General features: G+C 44.6%; 21 protein-coding genes. 16 read left to right on the top strand and 5 right to left on the bottom strand.

Features of this window, described 5'->3' with window-relative positions:
- Nucleotides 1–99 precede the first annotated feature (99 nt).
- The 7 genes from glpK to LZG73_RS23515 all read left to right on the top strand — a co-directional run bounded on the left by glpK (nucleotide 100) and on the right by LZG73_RS23515 (nucleotide 9,095).
- Nucleotides 100–1,605: a glycerol kinase GlpK gene (gene glpK / locus LZG73_RS23545; RefSeq protein ID WP_233855062.1), complete on the top strand. Its 1,506-nt coding sequence runs from the start codon at nucleotides 100–102 to the stop codon at nucleotides 1,603–1,605.
- A 130-nt stretch (nucleotides 1,606–1,735) separates the two neighbouring features.
- Nucleotides 1,736–2,545 (top strand): 3'-5' exonuclease, encoded by an 810-nt coding sequence (locus LZG73_RS23540; protein WP_233855060.1) that lies wholly within the window; start codon nucleotides 1,736–1,738, stop codon nucleotides 2,543–2,545.
- A gap of 104 nt (nucleotides 2,546–2,649) precedes the next feature.
- The gene (gene nuoK / locus LZG73_RS23535) at nucleotides 2,650–3,003 is read left to right on the top strand and encodes an NADH-quinone oxidoreductase subunit NuoK (RefSeq protein WP_026629568.1); all 354 of its coding nucleotides are present in this window, start codon (nucleotides 2,650–2,652) and stop codon (nucleotides 3,001–3,003) included.
- A gap of 30 nt (nucleotides 3,004–3,033) precedes the next feature.
- Nucleotides 3,034–4,950 carry an NADH-quinone oxidoreductase subunit L gene (gene nuoL / locus LZG73_RS23530; protein ID WP_233855058.1) on the top strand — a complete coding sequence of 639 codons (1,917 nt, stop codon included), beginning with the start codon at nucleotides 3,034–3,036 and terminating at the stop codon, nucleotides 4,948–4,950.
- A 47-nt stretch (nucleotides 4,951–4,997) separates the two neighbouring features.
- Nucleotides 4,998–6,446 (top strand): NuoM family protein, encoded by a 1,449-nt coding sequence (locus tag LZG73_RS23525; protein WP_233855056.1) that lies wholly within the window; start codon nucleotides 4,998–5,000, stop codon nucleotides 6,444–6,446.
- 7 nt (nucleotides 6,447–6,453) lie between these two features.
- Nucleotides 6,454–7,851 carry an NADH-quinone oxidoreductase subunit N gene (locus LZG73_RS23520; RefSeq protein ID WP_233855054.1) on the top strand — a complete coding sequence of 466 codons (1,398 nt, stop codon included), beginning with the start codon at nucleotides 6,454–6,456 and terminating at the stop codon, nucleotides 7,849–7,851.
- Between the two features lie 113 nt (nucleotides 7,852–7,964).
- A complete protein-coding gene (locus LZG73_RS23515) occupies nucleotides 7,965–9,095 on the top strand; it encodes an SDR family NAD(P)-dependent oxidoreductase (RefSeq protein WP_233855052.1) in 1,131 nt (376 codons plus the stop codon).
- Between the two features lie 7 nt (nucleotides 9,096–9,102).
- Here the strand turns inward: LZG73_RS23515 and LZG73_RS23510 are convergent, their stop codons facing one another.
- Nucleotides 9,103–10,032, bottom strand: coding sequence for an alpha/beta hydrolase (locus LZG73_RS23510; protein ID WP_233855050.1), 930 nt, complete (start codon nucleotides 10,030–10,032; stop codon nucleotides 9,103–9,105).
- A 389-nt stretch (nucleotides 10,033–10,421) separates the two neighbouring features.
- On the opposite strand from LZG73_RS23510, the gene LZG73_RS23505 reads away from it, so the two are divergent.
- From LZG73_RS23505 to LZG73_RS23485, 5 genes are all read left to right on the top strand, one after another.
- A complete protein-coding gene (locus LZG73_RS23505) occupies nucleotides 10,422–11,195 on the top strand; it encodes an alpha/beta fold hydrolase (RefSeq protein WP_233855048.1) in 774 nt (257 codons plus the stop codon).
- A gap of 81 nt (nucleotides 11,196–11,276) precedes the next feature.
- Nucleotides 11,277–11,948: a CBS domain-containing protein gene (locus LZG73_RS23500; protein WP_233855046.1), complete on the top strand. Its 672-nt coding sequence runs from the start codon at nucleotides 11,277–11,279 to the stop codon at nucleotides 11,946–11,948.
- Nucleotides 11,949–12,038: 90 nt separating this feature from the next.
- Complete coding sequence (locus LZG73_RS23495) at nucleotides 12,039–12,914, top strand: NAD kinase (protein WP_233855044.1); 876 nt, start codon at nucleotides 12,039–12,041, stop codon at nucleotides 12,912–12,914.
- 12 nt (nucleotides 12,915–12,926) lie between these two features.
- On the top strand, nucleotides 12,927–13,946 hold the full coding sequence (locus LZG73_RS23490) for a dipeptide epimerase (RefSeq protein WP_233855042.1): 1,020 nt from the start codon (nucleotides 12,927–12,929) through the stop codon (nucleotides 13,944–13,946).
- Nucleotides 13,947–13,959: 13 nt separating this feature from the next.
- A complete protein-coding gene (locus LZG73_RS23485) occupies nucleotides 13,960–15,048 on the top strand; it encodes an aminotransferase class I/II-fold pyridoxal phosphate-dependent enzyme (RefSeq protein ID WP_233855040.1) in 1,089 nt (362 codons plus the stop codon).
- A gap of 12 nt (nucleotides 15,049–15,060) precedes the next feature.
- On the opposite strand, the gene tatC is transcribed toward LZG73_RS23485, so the two are convergent.
- Nucleotides 15,061–15,936, bottom strand: coding sequence for a twin-arginine translocase subunit TatC (gene tatC / locus LZG73_RS23480; RefSeq protein WP_233855038.1), 876 nt, complete (start codon nucleotides 15,934–15,936; stop codon nucleotides 15,061–15,063).
- 138 nt (nucleotides 15,937–16,074) lie between these two features.
- Nucleotides 16,075–17,106, bottom strand: a complete 1,032-nt coding sequence (gene pdhA / locus LZG73_RS23475; protein ID WP_233855036.1) for a pyruvate dehydrogenase (acetyl-transferring) E1 component subunit alpha — start codon at nucleotides 17,104–17,106, stop codon at nucleotides 16,075–16,077.
- A 129-nt stretch (nucleotides 17,107–17,235) separates the two neighbouring features.
- On the opposite strand from pdhA, the gene recF reads away from it, so the two are divergent.
- Complete coding sequence (recF, locus tag LZG73_RS23470) at nucleotides 17,236–18,330, top strand: DNA replication/repair protein RecF (RefSeq protein ID WP_233855035.1); 1,095 nt, start codon at nucleotides 17,236–17,238, stop codon at nucleotides 18,328–18,330.
- Nucleotides 18,331–18,390: 60 nt separating this feature from the next.
- Here recF and LZG73_RS23465 read toward each other — a convergent pair whose 3' ends face one another.
- A complete protein-coding gene (locus tag LZG73_RS23465) occupies nucleotides 18,391–19,458 on the bottom strand; it encodes a mannose-1-phosphate guanylyltransferase (RefSeq protein ID WP_233855034.1) in 1,068 nt (355 codons plus the stop codon).
- 237 nt (nucleotides 19,459–19,695) lie between these two features.
- Between LZG73_RS23465 and LZG73_RS23460 the strand changes: the two genes are divergently transcribed.
- A complete protein-coding gene (locus LZG73_RS23460; protein WP_233855033.1) occupies nucleotides 19,696–22,776 on the top strand; it encodes a carboxypeptidase-like regulatory domain-containing protein in 3,081 nt (1,026 codons plus the stop codon).
- Nucleotides 22,777–22,780: 4 nt separating this feature from the next.
- On the opposite strand, the gene upp is transcribed toward LZG73_RS23460, so the two are convergent.
- Nucleotides 22,781–23,425: a uracil phosphoribosyltransferase gene (gene upp / locus LZG73_RS23455; protein WP_233855032.1), complete on the bottom strand. Its 645-nt coding sequence runs from the start codon at nucleotides 23,423–23,425 to the stop codon at nucleotides 22,781–22,783.
- 101 nt (nucleotides 23,426–23,526) lie between these two features.
- Between upp and LZG73_RS23450 the strand changes: the two genes are divergently transcribed.
- Entirely contained in the window at nucleotides 23,527–25,329 is a 1,803-nt protein-coding gene (locus LZG73_RS23450) for a capsule assembly Wzi family protein (RefSeq protein WP_233855031.1), read from the top strand.
- A gap of 50 nt (nucleotides 25,330–25,379) precedes the next feature.
- On the top strand, nucleotides 25,380–26,243 hold the full coding sequence (nadC, locus tag LZG73_RS23445; RefSeq protein WP_233855030.1) for a carboxylating nicotinate-nucleotide diphosphorylase: 864 nt from the start codon (nucleotides 25,380–25,382) through the stop codon (nucleotides 26,241–26,243).
- Nucleotides 26,244–26,259 lie beyond the last annotated feature (16 nt).

The following is a 26,259-nucleotide window of genomic DNA, read 5'->3' as shown; positions in this document are numbered from 1 at the left end:
AATGTGTGTGAGGGTTCATTTTGGCTCTGATTTGTTCAGATCAGGTAATTTTCTCTAATTACTGACTTTATTGCAAAAAAAGCCAATCAAAATACCACCATGTCGAAATACGTCGCCGCCATTGACCAGGGAACCACCAGCACGCGTTGCATACTTTTCAATCATCAGGGAAATATTGTTTCAGTAGGACAAAAGGAACACGAACAAATTTACCCGCATCCGGGCTGGGTGGAGCATAATCCAACCGAAATCTGGAAAAATACATTGGAAGTGATCGCCATTGCGCGGATCAATGTGTCGGCAACGGCGGCGGACATTGCGGCCATTGGCATTACAAATCAAAGAGAAACAACGGTTGTCTGGAACAAGCGCACGGGCAAACCTTACTATAATGCATTGGTTTGGCAGGATACGAGAACGACCGAACTCGTTGCAAAATACGAGCGAGAAGGCGGTTTGAACCAGTTTCGCGACATAACAGGACTTCCGGTTTCCACTTATTTCAGCGGCCTTAAATTAAAATGGCTTCTGGACAATGTCGAAGGCATCCGCGAAGATGCTGAAAAAGGCGATGCGATTTTTGGCAATATGGACACTTTCCTGATCTGGCATCTGACGGGTGGGACGCATGGCGAAGGGGGCATTCACGTGACGGACGTAACCAATGCAAGCCGCACGCAGCTGATGAACTTGAAAACGTTGCAATGGGACCAAGAAATGCTGGCAGCATACAACATTCCGGAAAATATGTTGCCTAAGATCAAAAGCAGCAGCGAAATTTATGGTTATGTGAATAACGAAATTTTGCCAGGCGTGCCAGTCGCAGGCGACCTCGGGGACCAGCATGCAGCATTGGTTGGCCAAACTTGCTTCAAGCCAGGCATGGCAAAAAACACTTACGGAACCGGCTGTTTCCTCGTCATGAACACGGGTAACGAACTGAAAACATCGGAAAATGGCTTACTCACAACCATTGCTTATAAATTCGGCGACAATCCGGTTCAGTATGCATTGGAAGGCAGCGTCGCAGTCACCGGCGCACTGGTGCAATGGGTGCGGGATAATTTAGGTTTGATTAAAAAAAGCAGTGACATTGAAAAACTGGCGCAAACCGTTGAAGACAACGGCGGCGCTTATTTCGTGCCTGCATTCTCAGGACTTTATGCTCCTTACTGGCGAAATGACGCGCGTGGCGTCATCGCCGGATTGACCGGATACGTGAATAAAGGCCACATTGCCCGTGCCGTCTTAGAGGCTTCGGCTTACCAAACATTAGACGTTGTTCGTGCAATGGAACAGGATTCAGGCATTGAACTCGCCTCGTTGCGTGTTGACGGCGGAATGGTTGCCAATCAGCTCCTTATGCAATTCCAGGCCGACATTCTGAACACCCAAGTCGTTTCACCAGCCGTTGCCGAAACCACTGCATTAGGCGCCGCCTATGCTGCCGGGCTTGCCGTGGGTTATTGGAAAAATACAGATGAACTCACCGCCAATTGGGCCATTGCGCACACCTGGAATCCCAATATGCAAGAAGCAACCAGGGAAAAGTTTTATAAAGGCTGGCAAAAAGCGGTGACGAAATCTTACGGCTGGATGGACTAAGTTGGCATTTGCAACTAACCAAATACAGCAAATTTTAACTTTTTTATAATCTATATAAACTAACCTGTTCCTTGCGCTATCTTAGGTTTAGGCGTAACTTCACGGCTCGAAAATCAAATTTGAGTGCCTTATGCATACCCTCCGTCTGAAAAAGCCGCTTGCTTTTTTTGATCTTGAAACAACCGGAGTCAACATCGTCCGCGACCGTATTGTTGAGATTTCTGTCGTAAAGGCACTTCCCAATGGTGAAACCGAAATCCGCACACGCAGGATTAATCCTGAAATGCCTATCCCGCTGGAAAGCAGTCTGATACACGGCATTTATGACGAGGATATCAAGGACGCACCCACATTCAAAGGCATCGCGAAAAACCTCGCAACGTTCCTGGAAGGATGCGATCTGGCTGGTTTTAATTCCAACCGGTTTGACATTCCCATGCTTGTGGAAGAATTTCTGCGCGTTGGTGTTGAATTTGATATGAAGAACCGCCGGACTGTTGATGCGCAACGCATTTACCACATGATGGAGCCGCGGAACCTTGGCGCAGCTTATAAATTCTATTGCGGAAAGGAGCTTCTTAACGCGCACAGCGCAGAAGCCGATACGATTGCAACATTCGAAGTTTTGCAGGGACAAATTGCTCGCTATGAAGGCGTTAAAGTCGTTGATTCACACGGCGTTGAAACCGAGCCTATCAAAAATGACGTGGCTGCATTGCACGAGCTTACGGCTTCAAAATTGATTGATTTTGCAGGTCGTATGACTTACAATGATAAAGGTGAGGAAGTTTTCAATTTTGGTAAACACAATGGCAAACGTGTTCTGGATGTTTTGAAAAATGAGCCTTCTTTCTTTGACTGGATCATGAAAGGAGAATTTCCTTTGGATACTAAAAGAAAACTTACGGAGATTAAACTGAGGGCATTAACCCAGCGATGACATAATCGTTGCGAACTAACTTGAGTAAGCGGTATTTATGTCTATTTTTGCCGGAAATCTATTTTTGACTATTTTAACCGAATATCCAACCAGGTAAACCTGCTATGATCCCAAACCCTAACATTCCAGAGGTCAATATACCAGCGGTTATTCAGAACATTCCACTTCAACATTATCTAATACTCAGCACTTTACTTTTTGTAATTGGCATTATCGGCGTCTTGACGCGTCGGAATGCGATTATCATTTTCATGTCCGTGGAATTGATGCTGAATGCTGCGAACTTACTCCTTATCGCATTTTCATCTTACAGATCTGACCCTTCCGGGCAGGTTTTTGTGTTTTTTATCATGGCTGTTGCCGCCGCAGAAGTGGCTGTAGGGCTTGCGATTATTGTAATGATCTATCGAAACACAAGAAATACGGATATTGGATTTCTCAATAAATTGAAGTGGTAAGCATCCGCCCATAAAGATTAAATTTTAAACATGTCTGCATCATTACTCATTCTGATTCCACTTTTACCCCTGATTGGTTTCCTGATCAACGGAATCGGATTTAAGACCATACCCAAAGGCGCTGTCGGCATTATCGGAACATTGGCTGTTGTAGCGAGTTTCGTGCTGTCGGTTATGACATTTCAAGCATTTCTAGCAGCAGGAAGTCAGCCTGTTATCGTGCCGCTTTTCGACTGGATCACAGTTGGCAATCTGAATATTCCATTCTCTTTTCAGGTTGATCAGCTTTCGCTTTTAATGCTGATGATCATCACCGGAGTTGGTTCGCTGATCCACATTTATTCCATTGGCTACATGCATCATGACGAGGGTTTTGGTAAGTTTTTCGCTTATCTGAACCTCTTTTTGTTCTTCATGTTGCTGCTTGTCCTGGGTTCCAATTATGTGATCATGTTCATTGGCTGGGAAGGCGTTGGATTGTGCTCTTATCTGCTGATCGGGTTTTGGAATAAAAACACAAATTACAATAACGCAGCCCGTAAGGCATTCATTATGAACCGCGTAGGGGATTTAGGTTTCCTATTGGGGATTTTTACAATCATCTCCACATTCGGTTCGGTTGAATATCTTGAGGTTTTCAGCCAGGCAACGGATTTTGAAATCGGCGATCCGGTGATCATCACCATTACATTGTTCCTGTTTATTGGTGCAATGGGAAAATCGGCGCAGATTCCTTTATATACCTGGTTACCAGACGCGATGGCGGGTCCGACGCCTGTGTCTGCGCTTATCCACGCGGCCACGATGGTTACGGCTGGCATTTACATGGTGATCCGTTCCAATGTCCTCTATTCGCTGGCGCCCTCTACATTAGAAATCGTCGGCATCATTGGTGCAGCAACGGCATTGTTTGCGGCTTCGATTGGTCTGCTACAAAATGACATTAAGAAAGTCCTGGCGTATTCTACTGTGAGTCAGCTGGGTTATATGTTCATGGGCTTGGGTGCGATGGCTTATTCAGCCTCCATGTTCCATGTTATCACGCACGCATTCTTTAAAGCATTATTGTTCTTAGGAGCAGGAAGTGTGATTCACGCCATGTCCGACGAGCAAGATATTCGCTCCATGGGTGGCTTGCGTAAAAAGCTGCCGATCACATTCCTGACATTCCTGATTGCAACCATCGCAATTTCCGGGATTCCGCCATTTGCTGGGTTTTTCTCGAAAGATGAAATTCTTGCACACGTTTTTGAACACAACAAATTGCTTTGGGTAATCGGGGTTTTGGGCTCGCTGATGACCTCGTTTTATATGTTCCGATTGCTTTTCCTTACATTCTTTGGAACATTCCGCGGCACGCACGAGCAGGAGCATCATTTGCACGAGTCGCCTGCTTCGATGACGATTCCACTGGTTATTTTGGCAGTGTTATCAGCATTAGGTGGTTTTATCGGTGTTCCCGAAGCATTGCATGGCACGCATCATCTGGCTGAATTCATGAGCCCGTTGTATGATGCTTCCCGTCAGGTTAATCCTGAGGCTTTCTTGCCAACAGAGCTTTCGCATTCGGAAGAATATTTACTAATGGGCGTTTCTGTGGCTGTGGCGCTGGTTTCAGCGATCGTGGCTTATGTTATGTATGTGCAAAAAGCGTCCGTTCCGGCTCCTGATTCTCAGCCCAAATCAGCATTGCAAGGTTTGGTTTACAACAAATATTATGTTGATGAGATTTACGACAATGTGTTTGTGAAATCAATCAAAACCTTATCCAATATCCTTTACAGTTTCGGAGAATTTTTCATTGATCTGGTTGTGAATGCATTCGTCAGACTGACGCAGTTTCTAGCAGGACTTTTGAGAAAAACACAGACAGGATCCACGGGAGATTATGTTTTTGCCATGGTTTTAGGCATGGTGATCATCTTGTTCTGGAAGCTTTTACTTTGATCAATAAAATCCGTTCACCATTTGTTGCTGACCGTTGACTTGAAAATATGCTTACTCTTCTTTTAATACTTTTACCAATTGCCGCAGGCGTTCTTACGCTTCTTTCGGGCGAACGTCTGGCGAAGCAAGTTGCTTTGGTGAGCGGTCTGGCCGTTCTTGGTGTTGCCATTGCCGCCTGGCTGCAATTTGATCCGGCTGCGGGCACGCAATTCAGCTTTAAATATGCCTGGCTGGCATCCGGAGGCATTTCTTTCGCTGCCGGGATTGACGGGATCAGCTTGGTTCTCGTTTTGCTTACGACATTTCTGACACCACTTATCATCATTTCTGCATTCAACCACGATTACAGAAAACCCGCTTCCTTTTATTCCCTGATCTTGTTCATGGAAGCCGCCTTAATCGGCGTTTTTACGGCTACGGATGCGTTTTTATTCTATCTGTTCTTTGAAGCTGCGCTGATTCCGGTTTATTTCCTTGCGGCAATCTGGGGTGGAGAAAATCGTTTGAAAGTAACATTCAAGTTCTTCATTTACACCATTTTCGGAAGCTTGTTAATGTTGGTTGGACTCGTTTATTTGTATTATCAAACACCCGGCACGCATACTTCTGAGATCACCGCATTTTACGCATTACAACTTAGCAAGCAAGTTCAAGGCTTTGTCTTTTGGGCATTCTTCATTGCATTTGCGATCAAAATGCCACTATTCCCTTTCCACACCTGGCAGCCAGACACTTACACAGAATCCCCTACACCAGCAACAATGCTGCTTTCCGGAATTATGTTAAAAATGGGGGTTTATGGTTTGATCCGTTTTTTGCTCCCGATTGTTCCGGGCGGAATGGAAGTTTGGGGCACAATGGCGATGGTTTTGTCTGTGATCGGCATTATTTACGGTTCTATTATTGCCATTCAGCAAAGCGATATGAAGCGCTTGATCGCTTACTCATCCTTTGCGCACGTTGGTTTGATGGCCGCTGGTGTTTTCTCTTATTCCATAAACGGTTTGCAAGGCGCACTCATTCAAATGCTTGCGCACGGAATCAATGTAATCGGCTTGTTTTTTATCATTGACATTATCTATTCCCGCACCAAAACGCGCTATCTGGATCAGTTGGGAGGCATAACGCAAAGCACGCCGCATTTGAGCGTTTACTTTATGATCTTGCTGCTGGGAAGTGTTGCGCTTCCGTTGACAAATGGTTTTGTGGGTGAATTCCTGCTGCTGTCCAGCGTTTTTCAATATGACGGCTGGTTGGGTGCCATTGCAGGTCTTACCATCATTTTAGGGTCGGTTTATATGCTGCGCCTGTTTCAAAAATCCATGTTCGGGCCTCGTTCTAAATGGGTTGAAGGTTTTCAGGATCTTACGATGAGCGAGCGTGCTGTGCTTTTGCCGTTGGTTATCATGGTTTTCTGGATTGGCATTTACCCCAACACGTTTCTGAAATTAACAGAGCCAGCTGTAAGTCAACTTTTACAAATGGTTAATAACTAGTCAAAATATGTATCCCATTATATTGTTGTCTGTTCTTGGCGTCGTAACCCTGTTTTTGGGCTTCTCGAAATCAAAGAATATTTTACTTCCTGCGGTGTTATTCTTCCTTGTTCTTGCCATAGCCAGCAATTTTGTGGAATGGAACAAAGGGCCGTTGCTATATTTTTACGACATGCTCCGCGTGGATAATCTGACACTTGCATTCAATGGCATTGTGTTATTATCCGCATTCATGATTGTGGCCATTTCAGGAGGATTTCAGGACAACCCGGATTCAGAGCCGGCGGAATATTTTGGATTAATGCTCTTTTCACTGGTTGGCGCGCTGATGATGATTGGCTTTGAGCACATGATCATGCTTTTCATAGGTGTTGAAATCTTGTCCGTTGCGATGTATATTTTGACAGGAAGCAACAAACGGAACCTTCGCTCTAATGAAGCAGCATTAAAATATTTCCTCATGGGCGCGTTCGCAACGGGCTTTATGCTTTTTGGGATCACATTGATTTATGGTGCAACCGGCTCGTTCAAACTCACGCATATCCAGGGTTTTGCATATAACATTCAGGCGAACAGCCAGCCTTACATCTTATATGCTGGTTTACTGCTTTTATTAATTGGAATGCTTTTCAAAGTTTCAGCAGCGCCTTTCCACTTTTGGACACCGGATGTTTATGAAGGAGCGCCAACGATTTTCACAACATTCATGTCAACAATCGTGAAAACAGCTGGTTTCGCTGCACTTTTCCGATTGCTAAGCACTTCTTTCAGCGGCATTTACAGTTTCTGGTGGGTTGTCATCGCGGCCATTGCCGTGCTCACATTGCTTGTCGGGAACATTGGTGCAACGAGCCAAAACAGCTTTAAAAGAATGCTGGCTTATTCAGGGATTTCACATGCTGGTTATATGTTAATTGCATTGACAGCATTGACCAAGCCGTCACAAAGCGCCATTGTTTTTTACTCCTTAGCATACTCACTTTCAACCATTTGTGCATTCGGCGTGTTAATGTTGGTTTCCAAAGAAAAGACATTTGAAGGGCAGCCTAACGAGCGTTACGAAGCATTTAATGGTTTAGCCAAACAAAATCCTTTGCTGGCTTTTGTGCTTGCGGTTTCGATGTTATCATTGGCAGGGATTCCGTTAACGGCAGGTTTTTGGGGTAAATTCTTCATCTTCACAAGTGCAGCGGACAGAGGGATTATCTGGATTACAGTCATTGCCGTTTTAATGTCGGCAGTTGGGATTTACTATTATTTCCGGGTTATTATATCGTCTTATTTGAAAGAGGGAGACACGATTAAAATTCGCGTTGCGCCGTTTTATCAGGCAATTTTACTGCTGGCAACATTCCTCACCATCTTGTTCGGACTCGCGCCGGGCATATTTGAAGGCTTGATTTAGAAATAAAAATATATTGAAATGAGAGGCTGTAAAATTTACAGCCTTTTTTTGTGACCAATCCGCGATGCCCGCGTATCAATGTAAAATCCGCTTTATGGGAATTACATTTTGATATGCAAAACATAAATCCAGCCGTACGACCTGCGCCGAAGAACTACCATTTCAGCGCCGAAGCATTATTGGGACGAGCGCCAATTGTGCTGGACACATCCGAGATCTGTAAAGAAATTGATAACCGCGTTGTCCTGATTACGGGCGCAGCAGGCTCCATCGGAAGCGAGCTCGCATGGCAGCTTTGCGCATTGAATTCGGCAAAGCTCATCCTGGTCGATCAAGCTGAAACGGCGTTGAATGACCTTGATTTGCAATTGCAGGAGCAGTTTGTCACGCTGGAACTGCACGCTTACGTGGCTGATATAACAGATTTTGGGCGAATGGATGTGATCTTCAAACAGTTTCAACCGCAGATTATATTTCACGCTGCCGCTTACAAGCACGTTCCTTTTATGGAAAAGCATCCTTACGAAGCCATTAAGGTCAATGTGTTTGGTGTGGAGACGATGGCAAAACTGGCAATGGCTCACCGCGTTGAAAAATTCGTGCTTGTTTCGACGGACAAAGCCGTTAACCCATCAAGCGTCATGGGCGCGACCAAGCGTGTTGCCGAAATGTATTTACAAGCGCTAAGCCATTCAAAACAGTCGCCCACACAATGGATTATCACACGATTTGGCAATGTGCTCCGGTCGAATGGCTCATTCATCCTGACATTTGAAAAGCAAATAAAGGCAGGGGGCCCCATAACAGTTACGCATCCGGAGGTGAGCCGCTACATTATGACGGCTTCCGAAGCTTGCCAGCTCGTGCTGCAAGCCTGTGCCATAGGGAAAAACGGACAAATCTTGTTCTTTGACATGGGCCGACCTGTTTTGATTACAGACATTGGCAAGCGCATGATCCGGCTTTCCGGACTTAAATTGGGCCGCGATATCGAGATCGTCTACACAGGATTGCGACCGGGTGAGAAGCTTCTTGAAACTTTATTTCATGAAAACGAAAAACCTTTTATGGGAAATGAAGAGTCAAAAATATGCATCAGCACAACTGCTCATCAAGCTTTTTGTCCAACAACAACATTAAAAATGCTCCGCGAGGCAATGGAAAGCGGCGATGATGCCGTCATGATCAGCGCATTGAAAACTATCGTCCCGGAATATCAGGAATTTGTCGCGCAAATTTGTTAAGCAATGTTCAATCAGCTTTCAGCAAATTATTCACTTTCATCCAATGCAGGCAGCGCCCAAACCACTCACCGAGCTCCGGCGTTTTGGGATAACCATGTTCTCCTTTTGCGTAAATGTGCATATCAGCCGGGACACCATTGGCATTGAGCGCTTCATAAAATTTGATGCTGTTGGAAACAGGCACAACCGTGTCGTCACCCGCGTGCGTCAGATAAGTGGGCGGGGTTGATTTTTTGACCTGCAGTTCGTTCGAAAAATACTTAACCTTTTCCTGAGTTGGAGACTGGCCAATCAGGTTACTGCTTGATCCTTTATGACCAATTTTGTCCATCAAACTGATTACCGGATAAACCAAAACCATGAAATCAGGACGCAAACTCGTCTTTTCAGGGTTTGAAATGAATGTGCTGTCATAATGTGTGCCCGCGGTTGCAGCAAGGTGCCCGCCAGCCGAAAAGCCCATAATGCCGATTCTTTGCGGATCAATATTCCATTCTTTTGCACGCTCGCGCACTGTTTTAATTGCCTGCTGCGCATCCTGCAACGGGCCTATCGACTTGTCAGTCATGATTTTCTCATCCGGCAACCTATATTTCAGAATAATGGCCGCAATGCCCGACTTGTTCAATTCTTTCGCAATCCTGTATCCTTCCCATTCTATAACCAGCACGCCATAACCTCCACCCGGACAAACGATAATTGCCGTTCCGGTCGCATTCGCTGCTGGCGGCAAGTAAATGCTCAATGTCGGCTTGGAAACCTTTCTGATGACCTGATCCTTGTTAGTTTCTTCGTCCGGCGCTGAAATGGAATTCGGGATTTGATTAGGATAAAGCGGCATGACTGTCTGACCAGAAACCCGAACAGTCAAAAACAAAAAAGCGAGCAAAAGCAAGCTGAAACCTTTGGAGTAACGAAATGTCAATTGGAATGTCATGTTAATAAATCGTTGTTTTAATATTTTTCTAATTCGTATAACTGCAAATTCTAACTAAATTTCGGTTACACGCACTGATCTTGTATTGAAGCGCCGGATAACCGCTTTTTACCTGAACCGGGCGAATGTCATAATGTGTAACCGGGAAGGGCTTCGTCAAACCAAATTGCACCATTCAATGTTATAATTCAGGTTTTGTGTTTATTAATATAATATTTACAAGAAATTCAAATTTGCTTTGTTCCTTTATGACTGTTACCAATTAAAAAATTTAACTAGTTTTGTAGCTTATGGAAATCATGCACTAGTTTCTTTGATGGGTTATAAAATCTCGCCATTGAAATTGTAACTTCGAAAAACTCCATACATCTCTAAATCTTAATCACAGAATGAAATATCCAATACATGCGGAGGGCAGGTTTCAGTTTATCGATGAGGGAAAAGGCGAAACATTGCTGCTTTTGCATGGCCTGTTCGGTGCATTGAGTAACTGGGACGGCATCATTGATCATTTTTCCGGCCGTTTTCGGGTCATTATTCCTTTGCTTCCCATTTATGAGTTGCCTCCGCGCGAGGCCGGTTTGGAAGCATTGCTTGCGTTTCTGGAAGACTTTGTTTCTTTTAAAAACTTAACCAATGTGACTGTAATTGGAAATTCACTTGGCGGCCATATTGGATTGTTATATACTTTAAAGAACCAGGATAACGTTCATAAGCTGGTTTTGACAGGAAGTTCGGGTTTGTTTGAAAACTCAATGGGCGGATCTTTTCCAAAACGCGGCAGTTACGATTACATTAAGGAGCGTGTTGCTTACACTTTTTATGATCCGCAGGTCGCGACAAAAGATTTGATCGATGAAGTCTTTGAAACGACATCCAGCATTCCGAAATGCATGAGCATTGTAGGAATTGCCAAGTCGGCCCAGCGTCATAATCTTGCAAAAGATTTGCACGAAATTAATGTTCCTACGCTGCTGGTTTGGGGTTTGAATGACACGATTACGCCGCCTCACGTAGGATATGAGTTCAACAGGCTCATCGCTGGCTCGGAGCTTTATTTTATTGATAAATGCTGCCACGCGCCAATGATGGAACATCCTGACGAATTTAATGTTATACTGGAAAGCTTCCTGGAAAAAAACATCTCGGTGCCGGTTGCTTGAAATGTTAAACCTCGAATTCTTTATACGAAAGTTGACACATATATAGTTTTTTTATAGCTTCGAAAAATGACGGACTGACTTATGCTTGCTGCGACACTGATTAATCCTATGATTCCTGTTCTGAAACTTACCGACTCGGTGAGCACGGCACTGGACTGGATGGATGAATTTGGTGTAAAACAGCTTGTAGTTGCAGATTTGGGCGTTTATCAAGGCATTGTTTCAGAAGATATTCTTTTTGACATTGCCGATAACACCGATCCGCTTGCGAAGATCATTATTCAGCATAAGGACATTTTTGCGTCAGACGATCAGCATCCTTATGAACTGTTACGACTGGTCAATCAGTTTGGGTTGCAGATCATTCCCGTTCTGCATGAAGACCGGACTTTTGCAGGAAGCATTTTGCTTAATGATTTGATCGAGCATTTTGTAAATGAATTGGGTGTTCAGGAAAAGGGAGCGGTTATTGTGCTTAAAATCGCTGAACGCAGTTATTCTCTCTCCGAAATCAGCCGATTGATAGAATCCAATGGCACAAAGGTCATCAGCAGTTATTATTCGTCCGGCGAAACTTATAACCCTTTAAATGAAGCCCGGCTTACTTTAAAGCTTAACCGGACACACATCACACCCATCATTGCCACGCTCGAACGTTTCGGTTACGAAATCGAGGAAGCGCACGCAAATGATCCAATTGAAAGCGTTGATCAGGAGCGTCTGGATATGCTTTTGAGATACCTTGCGACCTGATATCTTCACATTACTTCTTGCGCCGCTGTTTTGAATCGGCATATTTGCGCGTATCTTTCGGAAGAAACAAGATGATCTACATTTTCTTCCATGAAAATAGCAATTCACGGACGCAACTTTAATGAGTCTGCCCGCCCGTTCATTGAAAACATGTTCAATGAACTGTCCCGCCGAAAAGTTGAAGTCCAGCTTTCCAAACCCTTTCGGAACTTTCTGGACCAGAATGGGATCACACACTATTCCAACCTTGTATATGAAAATCCGGAACAACTCTTCGATGCGCGGCTGATTGTCAGCATGGGAGGCGACGGCACATTGCTTGAAACCATTTCGCACGTTGGCAAAAGGCAAATTCCCGCAATCGGCATCAATGTAGGCCGCCTTGGCTTCCTGGCGACTGTCTCACCGGACCGGATTACGGACATGATTTCGGCGCTGGAAAACAATCAATATCGCATTGATGAACGCACGCTGGTAGAAATCGAATCCAACATTGATATTTTTGATGGGCAAAGTTTTGGCTTGAATGATTTCACGATCACCAAAACAGACACTTCGTCCATGATAACGGTCCATACATATCTTAACGACGAGTTTTTAAACTCTTACTGGGCGGATGGATTGATCGTTTCCACGCCAACGGGTTCTACGGGTTACTCACTTAGCTGTGGCGGGCCGGTTCTCGTTCCGCATTCTCAAAACTTCATTATAACACCCATCAGCCCGCATAATCTTAATGTGCGTCCCTTGGTGGTGGAAGACACTTCTGTCATCAGGCTCGAAGTGAAAAGTCGAAGCAACAATTTCCTCGTTTCTTTGGATGCAAGATCGCGCGTGGTGGATGAAAATACGTTGCTAACAGTCAGAAAAGCCGGTTTCATAGCGCGCTTGATCAAAATGCGTGACGACAGCTTTTTAAACACTTTGCGAAATAAATTATCCTGGGGCCTGGATATGCGGAATTAAAACCTTCACCCGATGCAATTGCTTTTTCACACTTTTGACCTTCAATTAAAACATACTTTCACCATCGCGCATGATTCCCGTGACGTTCAGCCCACGCTGATCGTTGAGCTGCGCGATAATGGCATTAGCGGACTCGGTGAGGCGACAAGCAATCCTTATTATGGGATCACGATCGAGAATATGATTAAGGCATTGAATGCAGTCAAGAGCATTGTCGAGAGTGGTGATTTTGAAAGTGCAGAAAGGCTTTGGGAACTGACCCATCCGTTGTTGCAATCCAATTCATTTGCCCAGTGTGCCCTGGATGAAGCAGCTCATGATTTTTTTGCCAAAAAGAAAAACCAAAAGCTTTACGAAAGCTGGGGCTTAAACATTGAGCACATTCCACTCACCAATTTTACGATTGGCATTGACACGATTGAAAAAATGGTTTCGAAGATGAAGGAACTTCCCTGGCCGATTTACAAGATCAAATTAGGGACCAACGAAGACCTTCGTATAGTTGCAGAACTTCGTAAAAACACAGATGCATTATTTCGCGCTGATGCCAATTGTGCCTGGACAGCCGAACAAACCATTGCCTTTGCGCCCGAGCTTAAAAAACTTGGCGTTGAGTTTATCGAGCAGCCGCTGGCCGCTGACAACATTGAAGGAATGAGAAAAGTGTTTACGGAAAGTGCGCTTCCTGTCATTGCAGATGAAAGTTGCATCATTGAAAGTGATGTGAAATCCTGTTATGGACTATTTCACGGAGTCAATATCAAACTTACCAAATGCGGTGGTCCAACTGCCGCAAAACGCATGATCAATGAAGCCAAAGCATTGGGAATGAAAACAATGATCGGCTGCATGACCGAAAGCAGCGTCGGGATTTCGGCAATCGCCCACTTCCTTCCGCTCCTCGACTATGTGGATATGGACGGCTCGCTTTTAATTAAAAACGATCCCGCTTCTGGTGTAACATTTGACTACGGGCGCATTCTCTTCGCTGACAGAAATGGTTCCGGGGCAATCTTGAATGCCATTCATTAATAACAATTCCTTTGTGAAAACTTTCCATACCAACCAACTTCCCGGCCGCACTGTGCTCACCAGGGAAGAAGGCAAATATCTTTGGTTCAGCGGGACGGATTATCTTGGAATGGGTCATAACGAAACATTTCGTAGCTTTTTAATCGAAGGTTTTGACAAGCAAGGATTGCATTTCGGAAGCTCACGAAACAATACGCTCCGCCTAGCGATTTATGATGAGACGGAATTAGAATTGGCTGAATGGATTGGCTCGGAAGCTGCATTACTTACCTCGTCGGGAATGTGGGCAGGGCAATGTGTGATGAAGATCATTGAATCTATAATCCATACATCTGCCGCATACCAACGCATTCAATATCATTACGCACCCAAAGCGCATCCCGCATTATGGGGAAATGAGCATGCTTTCACTTCCGGTCTTTGGTCAGAATGGGCGAACGGTGTTGTTCGAAAAATCAATGAAGCTCCCGAAAACATTGCTCATATTATCTGCACAGACGCCATAGGCTCGCCAGTTATTGAGGCATTCGATTTCTCGATTTTTGCGAATTTATCAGATAAGAGGAACGTCTGGATTGTTTTAGACGAGTCGCATACGCTGGGCATTAATGGAGCATCTGCAAATGGACTTTATCAATCCATTGCCATGCTGGAAAAAATGCACGTTGTTATGGTTTCTTCACTCAATAAAGCCTTGGGCATTCCGGGGGGCGTCATTGCTTGTGATGCGCAGACCGCCGAATTAATCCGTCATTCTGCATGGTTTGCGGGAGCATCTCCATCTGCGCCTGCCTACATTTACGCGCTCAAAACGCTTCTGGAAACAAACCATTATCAGAAGCAAAGTGCCTTACTAGCGGAGAATGTTGCTTATTTTTCTAAACTATTGAAATCATCAGACATATTTCAAAGCGTTGCTGGTCATCCGGTTTTTTGCTCCGAAGGTTCTGCTTTGTTTGAAACATTGCTCTCGAACGGCATCATGGCATCCTGCTTTTCCTACCCCAGCGCTAACGACGCCCCAGTCACCCGAATCGCCATCAGCACGCTCCACCAAAAAGAAGACCTCAACCGATTGGCTGAGGTCTGTAATAAGCTTTAAATTATTTGTCCGTTAGAAATCTGAATTTCCAGAGATATTCGCAAGCGCTTTTTCTTCTCTCAGTTTCTCCCTTTCTACTTTTCCTGCAACCAGAATACTCAATTCATAGAGCAGAAACAAAGGAATGGCGACGATAACCTGGCTGTAAATATCTGGTGATGGAGTGATAACGGCTGCCACAATCAGGATGACAATCATGGCGTGCTTTCTGTATTCGCGCATAAATGATGGCGTCAAGACTCCAACCTTAGCAAGCACGTAAACCACAATCGGAAGCTGAAACGCGATCCCGCAAGCAAGCGTAAGCGTTGCAACCAGTGAAATATAGGACGACAAGCTAAACTCGTTAATAATGGACGGATCTAATGTAAAGTTTGCTAAAAAGTTGATTGCCAATGGCGTAACAACATAATAACCGAAAAATACGCCCGAAAAGAACAAAAACGTGACATAAAAAACGGCTCCTCGCGCAGATTTCTGCTCAGCCGGCCTTAATCCCGGTTTAATAAACCGCCAGACTTCCCAGAAAGCATAAGGAAAAGCAAACACCAAACCTGCAATCACGGAGGAGGTCATGCTCATCGTGAACTGATCGCCAACGCCAATTGCTTGCAACTTGAAATTCAACGCCTTAATGCAGAGCTCATCATATTTTACAACGGCAGCAAGCTTGCAAAGCATCCGGTAAGTCCAGAAATCAGGCTGTGAAGGCGCTATGATCACATAATGATAAATCTCCTTGATATAGACAAAAGCGATAATTGCAAAAACAAGAATAGATCCGCCAGCTCGAATTACATGCCATCTTAACTCCTCCAAATGCCCGATAAACGACATCTCTTTGCCAACTTCTTCTTCTTCGCTTTCTATTTCCTGGTCTAAGGGCATATTCTTATATTATTACTAAAATTCTATTTACGTAAAAAAGCAAAAACAAGATTGGTCTGTAAATGTAAAAGCCGAATTTACTTAAAAAACCCGTCGAAATAATCCGGCGGGTTTTTTTTAAATTGCTTTTATGGCCGACTAATCCATTACAAAAGGATAATCATTTTCGACATAAACATCGGTGTAGGCCTCTTTCGGATCAGGGAATTCTGAATCCTCAGCAAACTGAACCGATTCGGCTACAATCTCTTTTACTTTTTTGTCAATATTTTCGAGATCTTCTGCTGTTGCCAATTGATTATCCAGGATCACAGCGCGAATTTGTTCGATTGGATCGCGGTGTTTGTATTCTTCCACTTCCTCTTTCGAGCGATATTTTTGTGGATCGGACATCGAGTGACCTCTGTAACGATATGTCCTGAATTCAAGGAATGTTGGACCTTCACCGCTTCTGGCGCGCTCGGCCGCTCTGCCCACTGCTTCGTGAATGGCTTCAACGCTCATTCCGTCAACAGGCTCAGAAGGAATGTCATAAGCCTCACCCAATGTGTAGAGTTCGGTAACATTGGATGACCTCGCAACCGAAGTTCCCATTGCATATCCATTGTTTTCCACTACAAAAATCACCGGCAGTTTCCAGCTCATCGCCATGTTCAACGCTTCGTGAAAAGCGCCCTGACGGATGGCTCCATCGCCGAAATAGCAGATGCAAAGGTTTCCGGTTTTGTTATATTTCTCAGCAAAAGCGATTCCTGCTCCCAATGGAATCTGCGCTCCTACAATTCCGTGACCGCCCACAAAGCCTCTTTCTTTATCGAAAATGTGCATAGAACCGCCTTTTCCTTTGGTTGTCCCTGTTTTTTTTCCGTAAAGCTCAGCCATGATTGCGTTAGGCGATGTGCCCAATGCCAGCGGAATGCCGTGGTCGCGGTAAGCAGTAATGTATTTATCGCCTTGTTTTAGGGCAGTAACGGCTCCTGATGAACAAGCTTCCTGGCCAATATACAAGTGACAAAATCCTCTGATTTTTTGCTGACCATATAACTGACCTGCTTTTTCTTCAAAGCGACGCTGTAAAAGCATATTCTCGAACCAGAACATGTATTGTTCCTTCGGATGCTGTAATTTGTTTGGAGCTGATGCTTTAATTTTCTCGGTAACGGTGGCCATGTATTTGGTTCTCGTTTATAAAGACAGAACTTTGTCTTAAAGTTAGTGGTTTGAACAGAGTCTGTTTTTTGCCGTACTCACGCAATATGATTTGCGAAAATAAGCATAAACTAAATAACAAAGAAGTTCATGTGGCTAGAAAAGCTCCATCTTACATACTTTAAAAGCTATGAAGAGAAAGCCTTCACCTTTGGGGAACATGTAAATTGTCTGGTTGGGGAGAACGGAAGCGGAAAAACGAACCTCTTAGACGCCATTTATTTTCTTTCACTCACCAAAAGCGCCTTTCACAATCAGGATGCACTCGGCATTCGCCACACCAGCGATTTCTTTTTGCTGGACGGGATTTTTGAAGATTCCGGAAGACATACGCAAATCACTTGCAGCATGCAGCGCGGCCAGCGCAAGATTTTCATGGCCGATAAAAAGCATTACGACCGGCTAAGCGATCACATTGGCTTGTTTCCGCTCGTTTTGATTGCACCCAATGACACCGACCTGATCCGCGACGGCAGCGAAGAACGAAGACGCTTCTTCGACGGCGTTCTGGCGCAGGCTGCTCCCGGTTATCTTTCTGATTTTCTTCAATATAATAAGATACTAAGCCAGCGGAATGGTCTTTTGAAGCTTTTTTCAGAGCGCAATTATGTGGATGAAGATTTATTGGAAACTTATAATGAGCCGCTAATCATTCTTTCTCAGCGCATTTACGATCACCGCAGCACATTCATGCGGCGCTTTGTGCCGCTTTTTCACAAAAACTATGATTTCCTGAGCAGCGGACACGAACAAGTGGATGTGATTTATGAAAGCGAGGTTGCGAGTAAAGATTTTGCAGCTGAGTTTCGCAGGAACCGGGCAAGGGATTTGCACGCGCAACGCACCGGGAAAGGTGTTCATAAGGATGAATACACCTTTGAAATTGACGGTGTAACATTGAAAAAATTCGGTTCGCAAGGCCAGCAAAAGTCTTTTTTGATCGCATTAAAGCTGGCGCAGTTTGAATTATTGAAAGAGGAAAAAGGAAAGACGCCAATTCTGTTGCTGGACGACATTTTCGACAAACTAGACGACCGACGCATCCAAAAACTCATAGAATTAATCGACACCGGCTTCCTGGGCCAAGTCTTCATAACCGACGCAAGACCCGAACGCTCACAGAAGATCTTAGAGAAGGTTAAGGCTGATGTAAGGTTTTTTGAGATTGAGAAGATATTAAATTGACAATCCCAGAGGGATATAACATTGGTAGCCAATATTTTATTCCTCTGGGATTATTTTTCTTTAAACATATTTCACATCCAGCTCCTTCGCCTCGGCGACGAATTCCTTTACTTTCTGCTCGTCTTCTTTTTTGCAAATGAGCAGAACGCCGTTGTATTCTGCGACAATGAAGCCGTCCAAGCCGTTGACAACAACTAATTTATCTTTTGGCGTTTTAATGATTGAATTGGTTGTGTTATGTAAAATCAGATTTCCGTCTGTAACGTTCTGATTTTCATCTTTTTCGGACACTTCGTAAAGTGATTTCCAGGTTCCAAGATCCGACCAGCCGAAGTTACTGAGCACAACATGCACATTATCCGCTTTTTCCATGATGCCGTTGTCGATGGAAATGCTGCCGCAATGTTGATAGGCTCTTTGCACAAAGCCGTCCTCTGTTTCCAGATAATAATGTCCATCGCCGCCTTCGAAAATCTCCGCAATGTTGGGCTGATAAGACTTTAATGCCTTCTTGAATGCATTCACATTCCAAACAAAAATCCCTGCATTCCAAACAAAATCACCGCTATCTAAAAACTGCAAGGCCAATTCCAAATGCGGTTTTTCAGTGAAGGATTTCACTTTTTTAACCGTCATTTTATCAGGAATGTATTGAATGTAACCATATCCCGTATCCGGGCGGCTTGGCTGAATGCCGAGCGTTACCAGAATGTCCTCGTTCCGTGTTGCACCCAGCGCAATGCTAATTGTGTCGCGGAAATTTTCTTCTTTCAAAATAATATGGTCCGCAGGGGCTACAACCACATTTGCATTCGGGTTCTTGGATGCTATTTTATAACATGCATAAGCAATGCAAGGCGCTGTGTTACGGCGGTTTGGCTCTAAAAGGATCTGATCATCGGTCAAAGCAGGAATCTGCTCTTTTACAATGTCTTTATATTCCTGACTTGTAACGATATAAATATTTTCGATAGGGCAAACGCCGTCGAAACGTTCAACTGTCTGCTGTAAAAGTGTTCTGCCTGTGCCCAATACATCGTGAAATTGTTTCGGGAAATCGGTCCTGCTGAAAGGCCAAAATCTGGTGCCAACTCCACCGGCCATTATTATAACATAAGAATCCTGCATTGTGAAAGGTAATTTTATTTATCCACACTATGAAAACTACCCAAAGCTAAGGATAAAGCGCCAGTTATGCCCAATCCGAATGAATCAAAAGACATTCCTTGTTATTTAGGGGATCGGCCGATCAAAGTCAATAAAGTATAATAGTAAAATCATTTAAAGAAAAAATAGTATAATAATGCTATGTGATGAGCCATTATTGGTTTATCTTGCTAAGACAACAACAACCCGCTGAAAACCATGAACAAGAAATTTACGATTCTCAAACTATGCCCGCTCCTTTTCCTTTTTCTCATCAACTGCGCCGCATTTGCGCAAGTTAACATTGAAGGAAAGGTCACTGAATCCACAACAAATGAGGCACTTGCCGGTGTCAGCATTCAAGTGAAAGGAAAGGTCATTGGCACCATCACCGACAATAAAGGACAATTTAAACTGACCACGACGACCAATCCGCCATTCGCATTGATCATCTCTTCCGTTGGCTTTCAAACACAGGAAATCGAGGTCACCGGTGGCATTTCCAAATTGGATATCAAACTCGCCGAACAAGTTATTCTGGGCCGGGAACTTGTGGTTTCTGCTTCACGAGTTGAAGAAAGTGTGATGAAATCGCCCGTCGCGATTGAAAAAATGGATATCCGCAACATTCGGGAAACGCCCTCTGCCAATTTTTACGACGCATTGGCAAACCTGAAAGGCATTGACATGACCACGCAAGGTGTTTTGTTTAAATCCGTCAATATGCGCGGCTTTGGCGCCACGGGCAATCCGCGAACCGTTCAAATGATCGATGGAATGGACAATCAGGCTCCGGGACTTAACTTTCCGTTGGATAACATCATTGGCATGTCCGAACTGGATGTTGAAAATGTGGAAGTGTTGCCGGGAGCTGCGTCCGCATTATATGGCCCGAATGCTATAAACGGACTGATTTTGATGAATAGCAAAAGTCCGTTTTTATATCAGGGACTGAGCGCCAATGTCAAATCCGGCGTCATGCACGAATCCAATCGCTCGAAAGCCACGACGCCGTTTATCGACGGCACAATCCGTTATGCAAAGGCTTTTAACAACAAAATCGCGTTCAAAGTTAATTTGTCATATATCAAAGCAAAAGACTGGGAAGCAACGAATTACAATAACCTGAATGTGGGCGGCGCCTCCGATCCGCGGCGCGGCGCAGGAACAGATCTCGATTACGATGGCGTCAATGTTTATGGCGACGAAGTGCAAACCAACATCAATGCTGTCGCGGGCACACTTGCGGCAAACGGACTGTTGCCGCAATCAGCAGTAGCGCTTGTGCCAAGCACATTTGTGAGCCGAACAGGTTATCGGGAGAAAGATCTGGTGGATTATAACACGAAAAGCTTCAAAGCCAATGCAGCAGTTCATTATCGCATTAATGAAAAAATTGAAGCCATTGCGCAGGTCAATTACGGATACGGAACAACGGTTTACACAGGAACAGGCCGTTATTCATTGCGTGATTTTAATTTGACACAGGCAAAACTTGAATTCCGGGGCGATAATTTTACCGTCAGGGCTTATACGACGCAGGAAAGGTCGGGAAAATCTTATCTGGCAGGTTTGGCTGCGGTTTCAATGCTGAATGATTTCAAGCCGCATAGCACCTGGTTTGGACAATATGTGGGGGCATTCGCAACGGCGCGCGCAGCCGGAGCTCAGGAGGATCAAGCACATTTGACTGCCCGCCAGTTTGCCGACAAAGACATGCCGATGCCGGGCACTGCGGCTTATGATCAGTTATTGGATAAATACAGAAATACGCCGATTGTGAACGGTGGAGGCGGTTTTGCTGACAAAACAAACCTTTATCACGTTGAAGGTTTTTACAATTTCAAGAATGAGGTAAAATTCGTAGAATTGCTGGCTGGTGCTAATTACAGACTTTATGAACTGCGTTCAGCAGGAACATTGTTCGCCGACACCAAAGAAGGCAGAAATGGCAAAATCCCGATTTCCGAATATGGCGCTTTTTTGCAGGCAGGAAAGACGCTTTTGAGCGACCATTTGAAACTGACGGCATCATTGCGTTATGACAAAAACGAAAATTTTAACGGGCAGTTTACACCCAGGATTTCAGCTGTAACTACATTCGGTGAGCATAATATCCGTTTGTCTTACCAAACCGGTTTCCGCATTCCTACAACACAAAACCAATACATTGATCTCAGAACTCCTTCCGGAACATTGATTGGCGGGCTGACAGAATTTGAATCCAGATACAATCTTTCCAATGGAATTTTAAGGCAAAATCTGTCAGAAGCGGCCATTACGCAAGCCATTGCCAACGATCCGACGATTGTGCAAAGTGCGACCAACTACGCCAAAGCCGCTGTAACATTGCAGGCGACCACAGCCATAACCCAAGCAGTTACTACCCAGGTTACCAATGCTGTAAACCAAGGCGTGGCGTCCGGGACGATTCCTAACACACCGGGCGCAATTCAGGCAGCGATAACCGCGGGCGTTAACCAGGCATTGCCGGGCGTGCTTGCCGCGCAGTTGCCTGGGATTCTGGCAGCACAAGTGCCCGGATTGGTCCCGAATCTGGCAAAAGCTTATGCATTGGAAAAATTGCCAAAATACAAACCCGTCAGATTGAAACCCGAGCGAATTGCTTCGTATGAGATTGGTTATAAGTCGGTTATTGCCAAAAAGCTTTTTATTGATGCCTATTATTATATTAGTCAATATCGCAATCTCATCGGCGGAACTGTAATTGTGGTGCCGACCGCTGCGGCGGCTCCGGGTTTGCCTATCGAGTCGGGAATTGGCGTGGGCAACTTCAATGGTTATTCAAGAACGGTGAACACGACAGAGACGATCACGACAACGGGTTTTGCGCTTGGCCTCGCATATGCTTTGCCAAAAGGATTCAACCTGGGCGGAAACGTGGCGAACAATGAACTGAACGATTTCAAACCGTCCGCAGAAGTGCAATATTCACAATTTAATACGCCAAAATATCGCTATAACCTGTCCTTCGGTCGAAGAATTACGGCTAGCAATGCATTCGGTTTCAATGTTGCTTATAAATATCAGCAGGCTTTTTTATGGGAATCGAGCTTTGTAATCCCGACGACAACGGACGTTCCGATCTTCTCTAATACGCATGTTCCGGCTGTAAGCGTGCTGGACGCGCAGATTAGTTACAAAGTGAATTCCATTAAATCGATTATCAAATTGGGCGGGACCAACTTGCTTGGAAAATCATACATACAAGCATATGGAAGCCCAAATGTAGGCTCAACTTATTATGTATCAATCACATTTGACGAGTTACTGAACTAGGCTGTTATTTTTCACCATAAGACAAGTCACCGGCGTCGCCCAGGCCTGGCACGATATACCAATGCTCATTCAGTTTTTGGTCGATTGCGCCAAGCCAAAGGCGGCAATGCGGAATGCGTTTTTGCAGAAAATCCACGCCTTCCGGACTGGCAATGACGGAGGCAATGTGTGTTTGTGCGGGAATGCCAAAACGCAGCAAAGCGTGATAAACTTTTTCCATAGACCGGCCCGTTGCCAGCATTGGATCAATCAGAATCAATATTTTCCCTGTCAGATCTGGACTGGTGATATAATCCATTTCGACCTCAAATTCCTCCTCAGCATTGATGTGATGTCCGCGATAGGCGCCGATAAAGGCGTTATCTGCTTTGTCAAACATGTGCAGAAAACCTTCATGCAATGGCAATCCGGCCCTTAATATTGTTGCCAGAACGACTTGTTGAAGCAATGTGCGTGAAGGCGCAGAGCCCAATTGCGTTTCAACGTGGTCGGTCTTGAATGTCAGTGTTTTTGAAAGTTCGTACGCGAGCAACTCTCCCACCCGCTCCAAATTCCGACGAAATCTCATCCGGTCTTTTTGCACATTTACGTCACGCAATTCTGCCAGATAATGATCGGCGATGGAAGGTTTTTGGGAAAGTAAAAACATAGTTTGGACAGTTTTTTAAACTACTCCATGCAAGATAATACAAATTCATTGACGTAATTTGGAAGAGTTATTTGAAAAATAATCCGCAAACGGTGAATTGTGTGAACGACAGATTTTTTGTGCCTATGGATCAAGGAATTATCCGCGTTTTCAAAATATTGATTTTAAGCTTGATATCATTGTCGTCCGTACATGCACAAAGCTCCTATATTCCTTTTAATGACGATTATTACCATCTGATCGACCGATTAGAGATCAAAAGAGGCAAATTCACCGAAGGTTTTCATTCCAATGTCAAGCCGTTTGAACGTAAAGCGGTCGTTGCGCTGACCGACTCCATATTAAAAGAAGGAACCATTAATCTTACCGACCGCGATTGGGAAACCATTGATTATCTGCGTGAAGACAGTTGGGAATGGACAAATGGAATGATCTCCACAGATTCTTTAAAATACGACAAGCTGGCCAGATTAGGGCTTTTTCAAGATCCGCCCCCCGGTAAAGCACGCAAGTTTTTCAATCATCCCGCCGACCTTTACAGCATTCACAATCAGGATTTCGATCTGCATTTTAATTTTACTACAACCAATTTTATAGGCAGCGATAACAGCTACGGCAAAAAATTCGGCACACGCGAAGACGCCACTCCTTCACAGCTATGGGGAACCAGTCGTGGCGTTGAAATTCGGGGCATGATCAATGAGAAGCTTGGGTTTTATACTTATGTTACAGATAGCCAGGGCCGTTATCCGCGCTATGTTGATGATTTTAAAACCACTAATAGTTTCCCCGGCGAAGGTCTGGCTAAGGCGACCAGAAATCGTGGAATCGACTTTTTGACGGCCCGCGGCTACATAACATTCCGTCCGTTAAAAAGCATTAATGTGAAGTTTGGCCATGATCACAATGTTTTTGGAAGTGGTTATCGCTCATTGATCCTGTCGGATAACAGCAGTCCATATTTGTTTTTGAGGCTTGACACACAACTTGGCAAGTTTCATTATACCAATTTGTTTACCAGCATGATCAATGCGGGTGAGGACGGCTTCCGGGAGTTTTTAAGGAGCAAAAAATTCGCTGCAATCCACCATCTGAGCGTCAACTTGACGGACAAGATTAACATTGGCGTGTTTGAAGCCGAGGTTTTCAACCGCGATTCTGTTGGCGGCGGTTATGATCTCAATTATTTGAATCCGATCATTTTTTACAGATATGTGGAATCCTACATTGGAAGTCAGGACAATGCAATTCTGGGTTTTGATTTCCGCTGGCTCGTTGCCAATAAAGCTTCCATTTACAGCCAGTTTGTTTTGGATGAATTTTTGACAAAATATCTCTTCAACGGAAGCGGCTCTTGGGCCAACAAATACAGCTTTCAGTTGGGAGGAAAATATGTTGACGCCTTTGGCGTGCCTAATCTAGATTTGCAGGCGGAATACAATGTCGTCCGGCCATACACTTACTCGCACAAGGACGGCGGGCGCAATTATGTGCATTACGGGCAGTCGCTTACGCACCCGCTGGGAGCCAATTTCAGGGAATATTTGGGCATAATTCGTTACAAAGCCACGTCTAGGCTTTCCTTATATGGAACGATCATGATGGCGAATCAAGGCAAGGATCCGGACAAGGACACCAACTATGGAGGGGATATTACCAAGAGTTACGAAACCCGCAATGTGAATCGTGACGGCGATCTGAACCAAAAGATCGGCCAGGGCATTAAAGCTTCGACTGCATATACGGACTTGCGTATAAGTTATTCATTGGCGCATAACTTGTTTTTGGATGGCCGGTTTTTGAAAAGAAGAATTACCTCCCCAAACGAAGATATTGCTGCCAACTCCACAGTTTGGTCATTGGCGATACGCTATAATATGGCTTTCCGCCAGCAGACCTATTAATTACGAAGTTCGTTTTTCTACACCAATAGACTTTTTTAAACCATAATATTATGGAAACCAATCCTCATGAACTTCGCGATCTGATCCGGCTTGCTCTGTTGGAAGACATTGGAGACGGTGATCATTCTTCCCTTTCGAGCGTGCCCGAAAATGCGAGCAAGCGCGCCCAGCTCCTTGTGAAGCAGGAAGGCATATTGGCCGGTGTTGAGGTTGCCAAAATAATTTTTGAAGAGACTGCCTCCATATATAATTATCCCCCGCTAAAAATAAATGTGTTACTTCTTGACGGCACTTACGTCAAAAGTAAAGATGTGGCATTTACCGTCGAAGGAAATGCGAGACTGATTTTGAAAGCTGAGCGCCTGGTTCTCAACACAATGCAACGCATGAGCGGCATTGCAACCTATGCGCATCAAATGACGGAATTGATAAAGGACTTGCCGGTAAAATTACTCGACACAAGAAAAACGACACCCAATTTCAGGGTTTTTGAAAAAATTGCTGTGACAATCGGCGGCGCGGTGAACCATAGAATGGGCTTGTACGACATGATTATGCTGAAAGACAATCATGTGGATTATGCAGGCGGCATTGAACCAGCGATTTTACGCGCAAATGATTACTTGAAAGAAACAGGCCGAAACCTGAAAATTGAAATCGAGACCAGAAATCTAAAAGAAGTCGACGAAGTGCTGCGTGTGGGGAAGGTCGACATTATAATGCTTGACAATTTTTCACTCGAAGACTTGCGGGAGGCCGTAAAACGCATTGCGGGACGGTTTGAAACGGAAGCCTCGGGAAATATTACTGAAAAAACCTTGCGGGCGGTTGCAGAAACCGGTGTCGATGGGATATCGAGCGGTGCATTGACGCACCAGGCAAGGAGTGTTGATTTAAGTTTAAAAGCCTTTTAACCGCTCCATTTAAACC

This window comes from Dyadobacter sp. CY326 (assembly GCF_021390515.1).
Taxonomy (GTDB): Bacteria; Bacteroidota; Bacteroidia; order Cytophagales; family Spirosomataceae; genus Dyadobacter.
The sequence above is the reverse complement of the archived record's forward strand: the minus strand, read 5'-3'. Positions and strand labels throughout refer to the sequence as shown.

Bases quoted from the DNA above. Each gene is read 5' to 3' on its own strand.
- glpK (WP_233855062.1), top strand. From the start codon at position 100: ATGTCGAAATACGTCGCCGCCATTGACCAGGGAACCACCAGCACGCGT.
- LZG73_RS23540 (WP_233855060.1), top strand. From the start codon at position 1,736: ATGCATACCCTCCGTCTGAAAAAGCCGCTTGCTTTTTTTGATCTTGAA.
- nuoK (WP_026629568.1), top strand. From the start codon at position 2,650: ATGATCCCAAACCCTAACATTCCAGAGGTCAATATACCAGCGGTTATT.
- nuoL (WP_233855058.1), top strand. From the start codon at position 3,034: ATGTCTGCATCATTACTCATTCTGATTCCACTTTTACCCCTGATTGGT.
- LZG73_RS23525 (WP_233855056.1), top strand. From the start codon at position 4,998: ATGCTTACTCTTCTTTTAATACTTTTACCAATTGCCGCAGGCGTTCTT.
- LZG73_RS23520 (WP_233855054.1), top strand. From the start codon at position 6,454: ATGTATCCCATTATATTGTTGTCTGTTCTTGGCGTCGTAACCCTGTTT.
- LZG73_RS23515 (WP_233855052.1), top strand. From the start codon at position 7,965: ATGCAAAACATAAATCCAGCCGTACGACCTGCGCCGAAGAACTACCAT.
- LZG73_RS23510 (WP_233855050.1), bottom strand. From the start codon at position 10,032: ATGACATTCCAATTGACATTTCGTTACTCCAAAGGTTTCAGCTTGCTT.
- LZG73_RS23505 (WP_233855048.1), top strand. From the start codon at position 10,422: ATGAAATATCCAATACATGCGGAGGGCAGGTTTCAGTTTATCGATGAG.
- LZG73_RS23500 (WP_233855046.1), top strand. From the start codon at position 11,277: ATGCTTGCTGCGACACTGATTAATCCTATGATTCCTGTTCTGAAACTT.
- LZG73_RS23495 (WP_233855044.1), top strand. From the start codon at position 12,039: ATGAAAATAGCAATTCACGGACGCAACTTTAATGAGTCTGCCCGCCCG.
- LZG73_RS23490 (WP_233855042.1), top strand. From the start codon at position 12,927: ATGCAATTGCTTTTTCACACTTTTGACCTTCAATTAAAACATACTTTC.
- tatC (WP_233855038.1), bottom strand. From the start codon at position 15,936: ATGCCCTTAGACCAGGAAATAGAAAGCGAAGAAGAAGAAGTTGGCAAA.
- pdhA (WP_233855036.1), bottom strand. From the start codon at position 17,106: ATGGCCACCGTTACCGAGAAAATTAAAGCATCAGCTCCAAACAAATTA.
- recF (WP_233855035.1), top strand. From the start codon at position 17,236: ATGTGGCTAGAAAAGCTCCATCTTACATACTTTAAAAGCTATGAAGAG.
- LZG73_RS23465 (WP_233855034.1), bottom strand. From the start codon at position 19,458: ATGCAGGATTCTTATGTTATAATAATGGCCGGTGGAGTTGGCACCAGA.
- LZG73_RS23460 (WP_233855033.1), top strand. From the start codon at position 19,696: ATGAACAAGAAATTTACGATTCTCAAACTATGCCCGCTCCTTTTCCTT.
- upp (WP_233855032.1), bottom strand. From the start codon at position 23,425: ATGTTTTTACTTTCCCAAAAACCTTCCATCGCCGATCATTATCTGGCA.
- nadC (WP_233855030.1), top strand. From the start codon at position 25,380: ATGGAAACCAATCCTCATGAACTTCGCGATCTGATCCGGCTTGCTCTG.